This is a genomic window from Burkholderia sp. 9777_1386 (assembly GCF_015712265.1).
Classification (GTDB): domain Bacteria; phylum Pseudomonadota; class Gammaproteobacteria; order Burkholderiales; family Burkholderiaceae; genus Burkholderia; species Burkholderia cenocepacia.
The window spans coordinates 108,463-123,958 of the sequence record NZ_JACCQB010000010.1 but is presented as its reverse complement, the minus strand read 5'-3'; the positions used below and the strand labels follow the sequence as shown (position 1 = coordinate 123,958).

Genomic DNA, 15,496 nt, shown 5'->3' with positions numbered 1-15,496 from the left:
CGCGGCGGGGCCGCGGATCGGCCGGTCGGCATATGGCCCCGTCACGCGGAGCGGCGTAGACTTGCATGATCGCGTGTCATCGAGGTCCTCATGGCTGACACACTGTCCGATATCCCGCCCGTGCTGATCGTCGGCGCGGGACCGACCGGCCTTGCCGCGGCGATGAGCCTCGCGCGGGCCCACGTGCCGGTGCGCCTCATCGATCGTCTCGTCGCGCCCGCGCCGTTTTCGCGTGCGATCGGCATCCAGGCGCGCACGCTCGAACTGCTGGAGCAGCATCGCGCGGTCGAGCCGTTTCTCGCGCTCGGTCATCGCGCGCATGCGGCCGAGCTGCATGCCGACGGCCGCGTGATCGCGCGGCTCGATTTCGATCCGCTGCAAACGCGCTATCCGTATCTGATGTTCCTCGACCAGAGCATCACCGAGCGGCTCCTCGCCGAGCATCTGGCCGGGATGGGCGTGAGCGTCGAGCGCGGTACGACGCTGACCGCCTGCGACGCGGGCGGCACGTCGCTCGACGTGACGCTTCGCCGCGCCGACGGCCGCGACGAGTCGTTCACGCCGTCGTACCTGATTGCGGCCGACGGCGCGCACAGCACGGTCAGGCATCTGCTCGGCCTGGGCTTTGCCGGGCATGCGTTCGAACAGACGTTCCTGCTTGCCGATTTCGCGGCGATACCCGACTGGCCGGACGAAGAGATCCGCCTGTTTACGACATCCGCGGGCATCGCGGGCCTGTTTCCGATGGGGGGCGGTCGTTACCGGCTCGTCGCGGACCGGCCGCCCGGCAGCGATGCGTCGCCTGACGCGCCGGCGCCGTCGCTCGACGAATGCGACGCGATCATCCGCGCGCGCGTCGGCGCATCGATCGCGCCGAGCGATCTTGCATGGTCGTCCTATTTCCACCTGCACAGCCGGATGGTCGACCGGCTGCGTCACGGCCGCGTGTTCTTCGCGGGCGACGCCGCGCACGTCCACAGTCCGGCCGGCGCGCAGGGCATGAACACCGGCATCCAGGAGGCGTTCAACCTGGGCTGGAAGCTCGCCCGCGTCCTCCGTGCAGGCGCGCCCGAGCGATTGCTCGACACGTATCACGCGGAGCGCCACCCGATCGAGCGCGACGTGTTGCGGCAGACCGGTTTCGTCACGCAGGTCGTCGGAGCCGAGCGCGGCGCGATGAAGCTGCTGCGCGATCATGTCGTGCCGCTGCTGGCGTCGTTCGGGCCGATGCGCGACGCGGTCAGGCGCACGGTCAGCGAGCTCGGCGTGCAGTACCGGAAGAGTCCGCTCACGCTCGAGCGCGTGCTCGACGGCGGCCCGCGCGCCGGCGAACGCGCGCCCGATGCACTCGTGCACGTGCTCGACGGGCCGCTCGGTCGCGCGCCCGGCACGGCGCGGCTATACGATCTTCACGATCCGGCGAGCTTCACGCTGTTGCTGCTGGAAGAGCCGGTGAATACCGACGCCGGCGAGGTACCGCCGATCTCGGCCGACGCGCAGGTGCTCGTGCAGGGGCTCGAGCGGATCATGCCGGAAGCGGTGCGCGTGTGGCGTGTCGCCGATGCCGAAGGCGACGGGGCGGCGGGGCTCGCGCAGGAATACGGCCGCTCGCGGCCGTCGTTCTATCTGCTGCGGCCCGACGGCTATGTCGCCGCGCGCGGGCGTACGGCAACCGACGCGAACGCGTTGCTGCGCCACTGCGAAAGCTGGTTCGCGGGCATGTCGGTGTCCGCGTAGCCGCGCTCAGGCCGCCGCCGCCGCGGGGACGATCGCCGCGCGATGCGCGGCGATCGCGTCGCGCACGATCGGCGCCGCGCGTTGCCCGGCTTCGCTCGACGGATCGTCGAGCGCGGCGAGGAATGCGCGACGCATCCGCGGCTCCCAGAAGCGCCGGATATGCTCGGCGATCCCGGTCAGCGCTTCGCCGCGATCGGGCATCGATTCGAAGAATGCGCCGATCTGGTTGGCCATGTCGATCAGGTGGTCGTTGTCCATGGTTGCCTCACTTGCCTGTCGTCACGGCGGCCGGCGCGGCGGCGCGGCGCTCGAGCAGGTCGAGCTGCTCCGTGTTGAAGCGCGCATACGAGCGCTGCCAGTCGGACGGTTGCGCAACCGGCATCACCTGCACGGCCGTCACCTTGTATTCGGGGCAGTTCGTCGCCCAGTCGGAACTGTCCGTCGTGATCACGTTCGCCCCCGATTCAGGGAAGTGGAACGTCGTGTACACGACGCCCGGCTGCATGCGGTCGGACACCCGCGCGCGCAACACGGTCTGACCGGCACGCGACTCGATGCCGACCCAGTCGCCGGTCCGGATCCCGCGATCTTCCGCGTCGTGCGGATGGATCTCGAGGCGATCCTCTTCATGCCACTGAACGTTCTCGGTCCGGCGCGTCTGCGCGCCGACGTTGTATTGCGACAGGATGCGGCCCGTCGTCAGGATCAGCGGATAGCGCTGCGTGACCTTCTCCGGCGTCGGAATGAACTTGGTGATCACGAACCGGCCCTTGCCGCGCACGAACGTGTCGATGTGCATGGTCGGCGTGCCGTCCGGCGCCTGTTCGTTGCACGGCCATTGAATGCTGCCGAGCGCGTCGAGCTTCTCGTACGACACGCCCGAGAAGGTCGGCGTGAGCCGCGCGATCTCGTCCATGATTTCCGACGGATGCGTGTAGTGCATGTCGTAGCCGAGCGCCTGCGACAGCAGCAGCGTGACTTCCCAGTCCGCGTAGCCCGCGAGCGGCGGCATCACCTTGCGCACGCGCGAGATCCGGCGTTCCGCATTCGTGAACGTGCCGTCCTTCTCGAGGAACGTCGAGCCCGGCAGCAGCACGTGCGCGTATTTCGCGGTTTCGTTCAGGAAGATGTCCTGCACGACGATGCATTCCATCGCGGACAGTGCGGCCGCGACGTGCTGCGTGTTCGGGTCCGACTGGACGATGTCCTCGCCCTGGCAGTAGAGCCCCTTGAAGCTGCCGTCGAGCGCCGCGTCGAACATGTTCGGGATGCGCAGCCCCGGCTCCGGCTGCAGCGTGGCCGACCACGCCTGCTCGAACTGCGTGCGCACGACCGTGTCGCCGATGTGCCGGTAGCCGGGCAATTCGTGCGGGAACGAGCCCATGTCGCACGAACCCTGCACGTTGTTCTGGCCGCGCAGCGGATTGACGCCGACGCCTTCGCGGCCGACGTTGCCGGTCACCATCGCGAGGTTGGCGATGCCCATCACCGTCGTCGAGCCCTGCGCGTGTTCGGTGACGCCCAGCCCGTAGTAGATCGCGGCGTTGCCGCCCGTCGCATAGAGGCGCGCGGCCTCGCGCACTAACTCGGCCGGCACGCCCGTCACGTCGGCGGTCGCCTCGGGCGAATTGTCGGCCTGCGCGACGAAGTCGCGCCATTGCTCGAACGCGCGCGTCTCGCACCGCTCGGCGACGAATGCGTCGGCCACCAGCCCTTCGGTGACGATCACGTGCGCCAGCGCATTGACGATCGCGACGTTGGTGCCCGGGCGCAACTGCAGGTGGTGCGTGGCCTTCACGTGCGGACCGTCGACGACGTCGATGCGGCGCGGGTCGATCACGATCAGCTTCGCGCCTTCGCGTACGCGCCGTTTCAGTCGCGAGCCGAATACCGGATGGCCGTCGGTCGGGTTCGCGCCCATCACGACGATCACGTCGGCCTGGCCGACCGATGCGAACGTCTGCGTGCCGGCCGATTCACCGAGCGTCGTCTTGAGGCCATAGCCGGTCGGCGAGTGGCACACGCGTGCGCAGGTATCGACGTTGTTGTTGCCGAACGCGGCGCGCACGAGCTTCTGCACGAGATAGGTTTCCTCGTTCGTGCAGCGCGACGACGTGATGCCGCCGATCGAATCGCGGCCGTATTTCTGCTGCAGCTTGCGGAATTGCGTCGCCGCGTAGGTGAGGGCTTCGTCCCAGCTCACTTCGCGCCACGGGTCGGTGATCTTCTCGCGGATCATCGGCTTCGTGATGCGGTCCTTGTGCGTCGCATAGCCCCACGCGAAACGTCCCTTCACGCAGGCGTGGCCTTCGTTCGCGAGACCGTTCTTGTGCGGCGTCATGCGCACGACCTGCGTACCCTTCATCTCGGCCTTGAACGAGCAGCCGACGCCGCAGTACGCGCAGGTCGTGACGACCGAGTGTTCGGCCTGGCCGAGCTGCACGACGGATTTTTCCTGCAGCGTGGCCGTCGGGCAGGCGGCGACGCACGCGCCGCACGACACGCATTCCGATGCCATGAACGATTCGCTTTCGCCGGCGGCGACGCGCGATTCGAAGCCGCGCGCGGCGATCGTCAGCGCGAACGTGCCCTGCGTTTCCTCGCACGCGCGCACGCAGCGGTTGCAGACGATGCACTTCGACGGATCGTACGTGAAGTACGGATTCGATTCGTCCTTCGTGTCCTTCAGGTGATTCGCGCCATCGAAGCCGTAGCGCACTTCGCGCAGCCCGACCACGCCGGCCATGTCCTGCAGCTCGCAATCGCCATTGGCGGGGCAGGTGAGGCAGTCGAGCGGATGGTCGGAGATGTACAGCTCCATCACGTTGCGGCGCAGCGACTGCAGCCGGTCCGACTGCGTGCGCACCTTCATGCCGGCCTCGGCGGGCGTCGTGCACGACGCCGGATAGCCGCGCCGGCCTTCGATCTCGACGAGGCACAGCCGGCACGAGCCGAACGGTTCGAGCGAATCGGTCGCGCAGAGCTTCGGGACGTTGACGCCGGCTTCGATCGCCGCGCGCATCACCGACGTGCCGGCCGGCACCGTGACCGGCTGGCCGTCGATTTCGAGCGTGACGTCGGTGTCGGCATGCCGTTGCGGCGTGCCGTAGTCGGTTTCGTCGAATGGGTCGAATGCGCGCGCCTGCGCGGCGCTCTCGTCGAATGGGTCGAATGCGCGCGCCTGCGCGGCGCTCTTGCACGCGCATTGGCCCGAGCCGCAGCCGCCTTGGCGGACGTTGTTCGTGTCGAGGGACATGCAGGGCTCCTTCTGGGTCAGGCCGCAGCCTTGACCGGGCTCGACGCGGCATCCTTGCCGGCTGCGAGCCCGAAATCTTCGGGGAAATGGTCGAGCGCGGACAGCACCGGGTACGGCGTCATGCCGCCCATCGCGCACAGCGAACCGGCGAGCATCGTGTCGCACAGGTCGCGCAACAGCGTGACCTGCCGCTCCGACGTGTCGCCGTCGCGAATCCGCGCGATCGTCTCGACGCCGCGCGTCGAACCGATCCGGCACGGCGTGCACTTGCCGCACGATTCGATCGCGCAGAACTTCATCGCGTATTCGGCCAGCTCGGCGAGATTCGACGTGTCGTCGTGCAGCACGATGCCGCCGTGGCCGACGACCGCGCCGATCGCCGTGTACGCCTCGTAGTCGAGCGGCACGTCCCACTGATGGTCGGGCAGGTAGGTGCCGAGCGGGCCGCCGACCTGCGCGGCGCGGGCCGGCCGGCCGCTGGCCGTGCCGCCGCCGAAGTCGAACAGCAGCTCGCGCAGCGTGACGCCGAACGCAAGCTCGACGAGGCCGCCGTGACGGATGTTGCCTGCCAGCTGGAACGGCAGCGTGCCGCGCGAGCGGCCCATCCCGTAATCGCGATAGAACGCGGCGCCGCGCGCGAAGATCACCGGCGCCGTCGCGAGCGTGATCACGTTGTTGATGACGGTCGGCTGGCCGAACAGGCCCGCGAGCGCGGGCAGCGGCGGCTTCGCGCGCACGACGCCGCGCTTGCCCTCGAGCGATTCGAGCAGCGCCGTTTCCTCGCCGCACACGTACGAGCCCGCGCCTTTCGCGACGTGCAGCTCGAACGCATGCGCGGAGCCGAGCACGTGTTCGCCGAGCCAGCCGGCTTCACGCGCGCGGACGATCGCGGCTTCGAGCGTGGCGATCGCGTGCGGGTATTCGCTGCGCACGTAGATGTAGCCGACCGTCGCGCCGGTGGCGACGCCCGCGATGATCATTCCTTCGATCAGGCAGTACGGATCGCACTCCATCAGCAGGCGGTCGGAGAACGTGCCCGAATCGCCTTCGTCCGCGTTGCAGACGATGTATTTCTGCGCGGCGCGTGCTTGCCGCACGGTACGCCACTTGATGCCGGCCGGGAATGCCGCGCCGCCGCGGCCGCGCAGCCCCGATTCGATCAGCGTTTCGCAGGCGGCATCGCCGTCGAGCGCCAGTGCGTTCTTCAGGCCGGCGAGGCCGCCGTGTTGCAGATAGTCGTCGATCGACAGCGGATCGGTCAGGCCGATGCGCGCGAACGTGAGTCGCTGCTGACGGGCGAGGTAGGGCAGTGCGTCGACGAGGCCGACACTGCTCGGATGCGTGCCGCCGTCGAGCCAGTTGGCGTCGAACAGGGCGGGCACGTCGGCGGCCGACAGGTTCGCATAGCCGACGCGGCCCGCGGCCGTCCCGACCTCGACGAGCGGTTCGAGCCACAGCAGCCCGCGCGAACCGTTGCGAACCAGTTCGATCGCGACGCCGCGCCGTTCGGCTTCGGCCACGATCGCGGCGGCGAGCGCGTCGGCGCCGAGCGCGAGCGCGGACGAATCGCGCGGAACGTAGATGCGGGTCGTCATGCCAGCTCCTGCGTGTGGGCGACCGCGTCGGCCAGCAGCGCGTCGAACTTCTCCGGCGTGACCTTCGCGTGGAGCACGCCGTTGACCGTCATCGACGGCGATTGCGCACATAGCCCGAGGCAGTAGACCGATTCGAGCGCGACGTCGTCCGGCGCGTGGGGCGCGGCGGCATCGCCGTGCGCGGCGTCGAACCGGCAGCCCGTGCGGGCTTCCGCATGAGCGGCGAGCGTTTCGCAGCCCATGCTGCGGCACGCTTCGGCACGGCACATCTGGATCGTCACGCGCGCGGGCGGCGCGGTGCGGAAATGGTGGTAGTAGGTCAGCACGCCGTGCACTTCCGCGCGCGACAGGTTCAGCGCTTTGGCGAGCGGCGCGACGCAGCCCGGCGGCACGTAGCCCGCGTCGTCCTGGATCGCATGCAGGATCGCGACGAGCGACCGGCCGGCGCGCGCATGGCGCCCGACGAGCGCGTCGGGCGCAGGGGAATTCGGGGACATCGGTTATGCTCCTCCAAAGTCTCATATGCGCTCGAAATTCATATAGTGCGCATCGGGACTTCGTTCTGATTGATTTCGACCAACGATAAGCGGAAGATTTCGCGGTCGCAATAGGAAATCGGAGTGCATAATTGATTCGAATCGAATGCGACGCGTATCTGACCGTACGCGACACCGAAGGCCGTTCGGCCAGTCTGTCCGACGTCGCGCCGCTGCTAGAGCTCGTGGCCGATACGGGCAGCATTGCGCAGGCCGCGCAAGCGAAGGGACTGTCGTATCGGCACGCGTGGGGCATGCTGCGCGCGCTGGAGTCGTGCATCGGCGGGGAATTGATCGAAACCGCACGCGGCAAGGGTTCGACGCTGTCGGCGCTCGGGCAGGCGGTCGTCGATGCGCAGCGTCTGGCGCGCAGCCGCCTCGACGGGAACCTGCGTACGCTGGCGGCGGAGGTGGCCAGCGAGCTCAACCGGCGGCTCGCGCAGCGCGATGGCGCCGTGCGCATTCATGCGTCGCACGGTTACGCGGTCGCGGCGCTCGTCTCCGCGCTCGTCGATGCGCAGGCGGCCGTCGACATCAAGTATCGCGAGAGCGTCGAGGCCGTGCAGGCGCTCGTCCGCGGCGAATGCGATCTCGCCGGCTTTCATTTGCCGCGCGGCGCGTTTCGCGCGCAGTGCGCGCAAATCTACCGGCCCTGGCTCGACGACACGCGCCACGTGCTGATTCATCTGACGCGCCGCCAGCAGGGGCTGTTCGTCCCGCGCGGCAATCCGAAGCAGGTCCGCGGGCTGGCGGATCTGGCACGCAACGACATCCGCTTCGTCAATCGCCAGCCGGGGTCGGGCACGCGCATGCTGCTGGATCTCGCGTTGCGCGCGATCGGCATCGATCCGGAGCGCATCGACGGCTATGCGTCGGCCGAACTCACGCATTCGGCGATCGCGGCGTTCGTCGCGAGCGGCATGGCCGATCTCGGTTTCGGTGTCGAGCCGGCCGCCCGTCATTTCGGGCTCGACTTCATTCCGGTCGTCGACGAGGACTATTACTTCGCCTGCGAGCGCGCCCGGCTCGATGTGCGGCCGCTCGCCGACGTGCTGGCGCTGCTGCGCGACGCACGGTTCGTCGAACGGGTCGCGCATCTCGACGGCTACGATCCGGCCGCGTGCGGCGCGCTGGAGTGCATCGCGACCGGGCTGGCCGGCAGCGACGGCGCGAGCGCGTCTGACGGCAATTTCCGGTAACGAAGACGCGATCGAACCGCGCTGCAGCAGTGGGGGATTTGCGCTACGCTTGCCGCTTGATCAACGTTCCAACAAGCACGCCGTTCAGGCGTCATCCGCCATGAAATTTTCCGTTCCCCTTGCCGCGGCAGCGTTGACCGCGGGGCTGCTGGTCGTCGCTTCGCCGTTTGCGTTCGCGCAGAATTCCCCGGGTGTGCCCGGCGGGATCCTGAGCGAACAGTTTCGCCTGAACGAACATCCGCAGATGCCTTTCGCGGCGTCGGCGCCGTCGCAGAAATACCAGGGCAGCAAGAAGTCGGCATTGCGCCGCAAGGGGGACCTGGGCGATCCGAACGGCTGCAACCTGAAGTGCCCGATGGATAGCCGGTAACGCGCAGGCTGTGTGTTTGCGCCCGGGCGGGGCGCCTGTCTTCAGGACAGCAGCAGGATCAACTGACAACCGATTGCGCCCGTTCCGCTTTGTTCGAGCCCCGCGAAGCCTGCCGCTTCGCGGGGCTCGTGCTTTGGGGCAGGCATTTCCTGCAATGCGGGGACGGACCAAGCGACCGTTCGCCCGCATTGCCATATCGACGGTGATTCAGGGTTAACCCGTAAATCAGGAAGGATGTCTTCCTGAAACCTGCCTTATTCTTAAGCATCCACCTACATAAACTTCGGTTTGTCGGCGCTGATCAACGTGTTCACCGCCGAATCAGACAAACCTGGAGGTAGGTCATCATGAAGTCGCTCGTTCAAGCTGTTGTCGTTGCTGCCGCTCTCGTTGCCCCGGTCGTGTCGTTCGCCCAGTCGGGTTCGACGATCACCCGTGCGCAGGTCCGTGCCGAACTGGTTCAGCTCCAGCAGGCCGGTTACAACTCCGCCCGTGGCGAAGATCCGCATTATCCGGAAGCGATCCAGGCCGCAACGGCGCGTATCGCGGAGCAGCAGCGCAGTGCACTGGCGCAAGCGCAAGGCGCCGACGTCAGCGGCTACGGTGCGCAGGCACAGGGCGCATCGGCATCGGGTTCGCGTGCGATGGGCGTGCGCCCGGCCAGCGCGGAAGAAATGAAGTCGCTGTATCGCGGCAGCTAAGTCGTACATCGCCCGGTGCGGGCAGGCGCGACGCCTGACCGCCGGGCCGGCCGCTGCCCCGCGCAAGCGATGATGCCGCGGGCGCGGCAGAACATCCGTCACCTCCTGTCGCCGGAACGCCGGCGGCATTCCGCCCGGCCCGCCCGTGGCTGGGCGCTTTTTTGGAAGGGATCGGAGTGCGTTTCGTCGGCAACAAAAAACCCCGCAGACTTGCGTCTTGCGGGGTTCGTGCGACGAGCGCGGAATTTGGTGGAGGCGGCGGGAATCGAACCCGCGTCCAGAAGCGCTCCACGACTAGTTCTACATGTTTAGTCCAGTCTTTTGATTTAACCGCAGCGACGCGGACGAACACGCTGCACTACGGCGATTCGCTAGATTTTCGACCCTGGCGTCGCGACGCCGACAGGGCTTAACTGACGTAAATGACCTCTGTCGGTATTGCTACCGGTCTTGCGACACTAGCCCGTCAGTGAACTAGGCAGAGGACGGCGGCCCTTAGGCTGCCAGTGCGAACGTATCGTCGTTTGCAGTTACGATTTTCCCATTGATTAACGAGGTGACGGGTCCTCGACATGCCCTAGCCGCTTCACAACCCCTGTCGAAACCAGGTCGCCCCCGCGGATAAGATCAAACATTATAGCCCAACATCGCGCAGCAGGTCCCGCAGTTCCTGCGTCGTGTCGACGAGGTGCTGGGCCTGCCAGTCGGCCGGCGCGATACCGTCGCCGCAATAGCCGTATGCGGCCGCGACCGTGGCCATGCCGGCGGCGCTGCCGGCCTGAATGTCGCGCAGGTCGTCGCCGACGTAGACGATGCGCGCGGGCGCGAGCGTCAGCTGGCCGGCTGCATGCAGCAGCGGGGCCGGATGCGGCTTCGAGTGCGGCGTTGTGTCGCCCCCGACGACGCATGCGGCGCGCGACGCGAGGCCGAGCAGCTCGACGAGCGGTGCCGTGAGCCGCATCGCCTTGTTCGTGACGATGCCCCAGCGCACGCCGCGCGCATCGAGTTCGTCGAGCACGTCGCCGATACCCGGGAACAGCGTGGTATGCACGCACAGATCGGTCGCGTAGTTGGCGAGGAACTCGTCGCGCATCGCGTCGTAGCCCGGCGTGTGCGGGTCGATACCGAACGCGCCGCCGAGCAGCCCGCGCGCGCCGGCCGAGGCCAGCGGCCGCAACACGTCGAGCGACGTTTCGGGCAGGCCGCGTTCGCGCTGCATCTTGTTGACGGCTGCCGCGAGATCGGGCGCCGTGTCGGCGAGCGTGCCGTCCAGGTCGAACAGGACCGCATCGCAGTGCAGCAGGCGCGGTTCGTCGGCGATCCGCACGGTCGAAAGGGGAGTCGTCATGCCGGTCGGGGAGTCACGCGCCGCGGCGGCACGCGACGAGGTAGTTGATGTCGGTGTCGTTCGACAGCGCGAAGCGCTTGCCGATCGGGTGATACGTGATGCCCTTGATCTCGACGATGTGCAGATCCGTCGCACGCACGAAGCCGGCCAGCTCCGACGGGCGGATGAAGCGCGCGTAATCGTGCGTGCCCTTCGGCAGCATTTGCGCGATGTACTCGGCGCCGATCACGGCGAACAGATAGGACTTCAGGTTGCGGTTCAGCGTCGAGAAGAACACCCAGCCGCCCGGCTTCACGAGCGTCGCGCACGCAGCCACGACATCGCCCGGCGACGGCACGTGCTCGAGCATTTCCATGCAGGTGACGACGTCGTAGGTACCCGGTTCGCGCGCGGCGATCGCTTCGGCGGCGATCGCCTCGTAATCGACCGAAATGCCGCTTTCGAGGCTGTGCAGGTCGGCCACGCCGAGCGCTTCGGTCGACAGGTCGATGCCTTTCACCTGGGCGCCGAGCCCGGCCATCGATTCGGACAGGATGCCGCCGCCGCAGCCGATGTCGAGTGCGCGCTTGCCGGCCAGATGCGCATGCGCGTCGATCCAGCCGAGCCGGACCGGGTTCAGGTCGTGCAGCGGTTTGAATTCGGCATTCGGATCCCACCAACGGTGGGCGAGGTCGCTGAATTTCTGGAGTTCGTGCGGATCGGCGTTGGTCATGTCGGCAAACGGGCTACGAGAGGAGGGCGGTGCTTCGGTGCGTCAGCCCCGAGTATATAAGCGGGCGGACCACGAGGCCAGCGAGCGCCTGGACGGGCGTCAATGAAAAAGCCCCGCCGGAGCGGGGCTTTGAAGCAGTCGAAAACCGCGGCTTAGTTTGCCGGAACGGTCGTCTTCTGCACTTGCTGCGTACCAACCACTTCGACTTCCACGCGGCGGTCCGGTGCGAGGCAGGCGATGAGTTGCTTGCGGTTCTTCTGGTTGCAGCCAGTCGTAACCGGGTTGCGCTTGCCCTTGCCTTCCGTGTAGATCTTGTTGGCCGGCACACCCTTGCTGACCAGGTACGACTTCACGGCTTGCGCACGGCGCAGCGACAGACGGTCGTTGTACTTGTCCGAACCGATGCGGTCCGTGTAGCCCGTTGCGACGACCACTTCCGTGTTCATGCCTTCGATCTTCGAAGCCAGTTCGTCCAGCTTTTGCTTGCCCAGCGGCTTGAGCGTTGCCTTGTCGAAGTCGAACAGTGCGTCAGCTTGATACGTGATCTTCTGGCTCGTGATGGCCGGAGCGACCGGAGCGACCGGCGGCTGCGGTGCCTGGGCGACCAGTGCGCCATCGCACTTCGCGTTGGCGGTGGCCGGCGTCCAGAACGCATCGCGCCAGCAGAGCTCGTTCGTGCCGTTCATCCACACCCATTCGCCCGTGCCGTTCACCCAGTTGTCATTGACGGCTTGACGCGACGCCGGCACCGACTGTGCCGAAGCGGATGCAGCCATAACTGCGGTAGCTGCAATGAACGCGAGCTTTGAAAGTTTATTCATATTTCTCCTCTCGAAATTGAGATTACCGCAGGTTTACTGCGAGCCTGTTGACGGTGACAAGTCATACATTGCTCGAAGTATAACATTGGTGCGGCACAAAAAACGCGGCACCGCTCTGTGTAGACTTCGAGCAGCGTCTAACTTTCAGTGCGTTGGCATTTTGCCATATCGTTCCCTTCCTACGAAAAAAAATCCTCCCCACCCCAAGATCGCTTCAACTTTGTGGTGCATGCGCAACACCGGCCTGCCGTAACTTTTAGAGATTGTCAAGAGCGGGGCGGCGAAATTGCGTGAATGCGTGCAGTTGTTTACTCGTGTGCGTGAAACACGGTGATGCGATCGCCTGCGACGTCGAGTCGCACACGCGTGGGTGCGATGCGATTGCGGCCGATTCGTCGCGGCCGCGATTTTTGCTATTTATATATAGAGGGGAAGGCGAATTGGCGGCTGATGGGCGCATGTTAGAATCTCGCGTTGCGTTGCGCATGCAGCGCCCACGCGAAAGGCGTTCGCCGTCTTCGCTCCGAAACGATACGGATACATGGATCAATTCGCCAAAGAGACCCTGCCCACCTCCCTAGAGGAGGAAATGCGCCGTTCGTATCTCGATTACGCGATGAGCGTGATCGTCGGACGTGCCCTCCCTGATGTCCGCGATGGCCTGAAGCCCGTGCACCGGCGCGTGTTGTTCGCGATGCACGAACTGAACAACGACTGGAACCGTGCGTACAAGAAGTCGGCGCGTATCGTCGGTGACGTGATCGGTAAATACCACCCTCACGGCGATATCGCGGTCTACGACACGATCGTGCGGATGGCGCAGGATTTCTCGCTGCGCTACATGCTGATCGACGGGCAGGGCAACTTCGGCTCGATCGACGGCGACAATGCCGCGGCGATGCGTTACACCGAAATTCGCATGGCGAAGATCGGTCACGAGCTGCTCGCCGACATCGACAAGGAAACGGTCGATTTCGAGCCGAACTACGACGGCAACGAAATGCAGCCGTCGGTCCTGCCGTCGCGCATCCCGAACCTGCTGATCAACGGCTCGTCGGGCATCGCGGTCGGCATGGCGACCAACATCCCGCCGCACAACCTGAACGAAGTCGTCGACGCGTGCCAGCACCTGCTGGGCAACCCGGAAGCGACGATCGACGAGCTGATCGAGATCATCCCGGCGCCGGACTTCCCGACGGCCGGCATCATCTACGGCGTCGCCGGCGTGCGCGACGGCTACCGCACCGGGCGCGGCCGCGTCGTGATGCGCGCGGCCACGCACTTCGAGGAGATCGACCGCGGCCAGCGGATGGCGATCATCGTCGACGAGCTGCCGTACCAGGTGAACAAGCGCTCGCTGCTCGAGCGGATCGCCGAGCTCGTCAACGAGAAGAAGCTCGAAGGCATTTCCGACATCCGCGACGAGTCCGACAAGAGCGGCATGCGTGTCGTGATCGAGCTCAAGCGCGGCGAAGTGCCGGAAGTGGTGCTGAACAACCTGTACAAGGCGACGCAGCTGCAGGACACGTTCGGCATGAACATGGTCGCGCTGGTCGACGGTCAGCCGAAGCTGCTGAACCTGAAGGAAATCCTGCAGTGCTTCCTGTCGCACCGACGCGAAGTGCTGACGCGCCGCACGATCTACGAACTGCGCAAGGCCCGCGAACGCGGCCACGTGCTCGAAGGTCTCGCGGTCGCGCTCGCGAACATCGACGAGTTCATCGCGATCATCAAGGCCGCGCCGACGCCGCCGATCGCGAAGCAGGAACTGATGGCCAAGCCGTGGGATTCGTCGCTCGTGCGCGAGATGCTGACGCGCGCCGAGAGCGAGAACGCGGCGGCCGGCGGCCGTTCCGCGTACCGTCCGGAAGGCCTGAACCCGGCGTTCGGGATGCAGGCCGACGGGCTGTACCGCCTGTCCGACACGCAGGCGCAGGAAATCCTGCAGATGCGCCTGCAGCGCCTGACCGGCCTCGAGCAGGACAAGATCATCGGCGAGTACCGCGACGTGATGGCGCAGATCGCCGACCTGCTGGACATCCTCGCGCGCCCCGAGCGGATCACGACGATGATCGGCGAGGAGCTGACCGCGGTGAAGGCCGAATTCGGCGACGCGCGCCGCTCGAGGATCGAGCTGAACGCGACCGAGCTGAACACCGAGGATCTGATCACGCCGCAGGACATGGTCGTCACGATGTCGCATGCGGGCTACGTGAAGTCGCAGCCGCTGTCCGAGTACCGCGCGCAGAAGCGCGGCGGTCGCGGCAAGCAGGCGACGCAGATGAAGGAAGACGACTGGATCGAGACGCTGTTCATCGCGAACACGCACGACTACATCCTGTGCTTCTCGAACCGCGGCCGCGTGTACTGGGTCAAGGTCTATGAGGTGCCGCAAGGCTCGCGCAACTCGCGCGGCCGTCCGATCGTCAACATGTTCCCGCTGCAGGAAGGCGAGAAGATCAACGTCGTGCTGCCGGTCAAGGAATTCTCGGCCGACAAGTTCATCTTCATGGCGACGTCGCTCGGCACCGTGAAGAAGACGCCGCTCGAAGCGTTCAGCCGCCCGATGAAGAAGGGCATCATCGCGGTCGGCCTCGACGAGGGCGACTACCTGATCGGCGCGTCGATCACCGACGGTGCGCACGACGTGATGCTGTTCTCGGACTCCGGCAAGGCCGTGCGTTTCGACGAGAACGACGTGCGCCCGATGGGGCGCGAGGCGCGCGGCGTGCGCGGCATGCAGCTCGAGGACGGGCAGCAGGTTATCGCGCTGCTGGTCGCGGGCAGCGAGGAGCAGACCGTGCTCACCGCTACCGAAAACGGCTACGGCAAACGCACGCCGATCACCGAGTACACGCGCCATGGCCGCGGCACGAAGGGTATGATCGCGATCCAGACGTCCGAGCGCAACGGCAAGGTCGTGGCTGCAACGCTCGTCGACGCCGAGGATCAGATCATGCTGATCACGACGGCCGGCGTGTTGATTCGCACCCGCGTATCCGAGATTCGCGAGATGGGGCGCGCCACGCAAGGTGTTACACTCATCAGTCTCGATGAGGGTACCAAGCTCTCTGGCCTGCAGCAGATCGCCGAGGCCGAAGAGGGAGAGGGCGAGGCCGACGAGGCGTCGGACGGCGAAGCCTGAAGAACGGATGAGACTCTGGCCGCCGCGGGCGAAAAGCGCCGCGGCCGGCGAGCAACCATTCATATTTCCAAAAGGG

Annotated in this window: 12 protein-coding genes and 1 other RNA gene; 5 read left to right on the top strand and 8 right to left on the bottom strand. The window is 66.4% G+C overall.

The window, feature by feature from the left end; genetic code table 11:
* Nucleotides 1-90 precede the first annotated feature (90 nt).
* Nucleotides 91-1,737 (top strand): FAD-dependent monooxygenase, encoded by a 1,647-nt coding sequence (locus H0X91_RS11045; RefSeq protein WP_034200861.1) that lies wholly within the window; start codon nucleotides 91-93, stop codon nucleotides 1,735-1,737.
* 6 nt (nucleotides 1,738-1,743) lie between these two features.
* Here H0X91_RS11045 and H0X91_RS11040 read toward each other — a convergent pair whose 3' ends face one another.
* The 4 genes from H0X91_RS11040 to H0X91_RS11025 are packed head-to-tail and all read right to left on the bottom strand — an operon-like array spanning nucleotide 1,744 to nucleotide 7,085.
* Nucleotides 1,744-1,995, bottom strand: a complete 252-nt coding sequence (locus H0X91_RS11040) for a formate dehydrogenase subunit delta (protein WP_196433034.1) — start codon at nucleotides 1,993-1,995, stop codon at nucleotides 1,744-1,746.
* A gap of 7 nt (nucleotides 1,996-2,002) precedes the next feature.
* The gene (fdhF, locus tag H0X91_RS11035; RefSeq protein ID WP_196433033.1) at nucleotides 2,003-4,993 is read right to left on the bottom strand and encodes a formate dehydrogenase subunit alpha; all 2,991 of its coding nucleotides are present in this window, start codon (nucleotides 4,991-4,993) and stop codon (nucleotides 2,003-2,005) included.
* Nucleotides 4,994-5,010: 17 nt separating this feature from the next.
* Complete coding sequence (locus H0X91_RS11030) at nucleotides 5,011-6,588, bottom strand: formate dehydrogenase beta subunit (RefSeq protein WP_196433032.1); 1,578 nt, start codon at nucleotides 6,586-6,588, stop codon at nucleotides 5,011-5,013.
* A complete protein-coding gene (locus H0X91_RS11025; RefSeq protein WP_034200858.1) occupies nucleotides 6,585-7,085 on the bottom strand; it encodes an NAD(P)H-dependent oxidoreductase subunit E in 501 nt (166 codons plus the stop codon). Before H0X91_RS11025 ends, H0X91_RS11030 begins: the two co-directional genes overlap by 4 nt.
* Before the next feature lie 131 nt (nucleotides 7,086-7,216).
* On the opposite strand from H0X91_RS11025, the gene H0X91_RS11020 reads away from it, so the two are divergent.
* The 3 genes from H0X91_RS11020 to H0X91_RS11010 all read left to right on the top strand — a co-directional run bounded on the left by H0X91_RS11020 (nucleotide 7,217) and on the right by H0X91_RS11010 (nucleotide 9,394).
* Entirely contained in the window at nucleotides 7,217-8,323 is a 1,107-nt protein-coding gene (locus H0X91_RS11020) for a substrate-binding domain-containing protein (protein WP_196433031.1), read from the top strand.
* Nucleotides 8,324-8,423: 100 nt separating this feature from the next.
* The gene (locus tag H0X91_RS11015; protein WP_006486884.1) at nucleotides 8,424-8,693 is read left to right on the top strand and encodes a hypothetical protein; all 270 of its coding nucleotides are present in this window, start codon (nucleotides 8,424-8,426) and stop codon (nucleotides 8,691-8,693) included.
* 347 nt (nucleotides 8,694-9,040) lie between these two features.
* Entirely contained in the window at nucleotides 9,041-9,394 is a 354-nt protein-coding gene (locus tag H0X91_RS11010) for a DUF4148 domain-containing protein (RefSeq protein WP_006486887.1), read from the top strand.
* A 247-nt stretch (nucleotides 9,395-9,641) separates the two neighbouring features.
* Here H0X91_RS11010 and ssrA read toward each other — a convergent pair.
* From ssrA to ompA, 4 genes are all read right to left on the bottom strand, one after another.
* Nucleotides 9,642-10,011, bottom strand: a transfer-messenger RNA (tmRNA) gene (gene ssrA / locus H0X91_RS11005).
* Nucleotides 10,012-10,028: 17 nt separating this feature from the next.
* Nucleotides 10,029-10,742, bottom strand: a complete 714-nt coding sequence (gph, locus tag H0X91_RS11000; protein ID WP_058902093.1) for a phosphoglycolate phosphatase — start codon at nucleotides 10,740-10,742, stop codon at nucleotides 10,029-10,031.
* A 13-nt stretch (nucleotides 10,743-10,755) separates the two neighbouring features.
* Complete coding sequence (gene ubiG / locus H0X91_RS10995) at nucleotides 10,756-11,454, bottom strand: bifunctional 2-polyprenyl-6-hydroxyphenol methylase/3-demethylubiquinol 3-O-methyltransferase UbiG (RefSeq protein WP_006486844.1); 699 nt, start codon at nucleotides 11,452-11,454, stop codon at nucleotides 10,756-10,758.
* Between the two features lie 152 nt (nucleotides 11,455-11,606).
* Complete coding sequence (ompA, locus tag H0X91_RS10990) at nucleotides 11,607-12,275, bottom strand: outer membrane protein OmpA (RefSeq protein ID WP_006476579.1); 669 nt, start codon at nucleotides 12,273-12,275, stop codon at nucleotides 11,607-11,609.
* Nucleotides 12,276-12,816: 541 nt separating this feature from the next.
* On the opposite strand from ompA, the gene gyrA reads away from it, so the two are divergent.
* The gene (gene gyrA / locus H0X91_RS10985; protein ID WP_077038477.1) at nucleotides 12,817-15,420 is read left to right on the top strand and encodes a DNA gyrase subunit A; all 2,604 of its coding nucleotides are present in this window, start codon (nucleotides 12,817-12,819) and stop codon (nucleotides 15,418-15,420) included.
* Nucleotides 15,421-15,496: the final 76 nt, after the last annotated feature.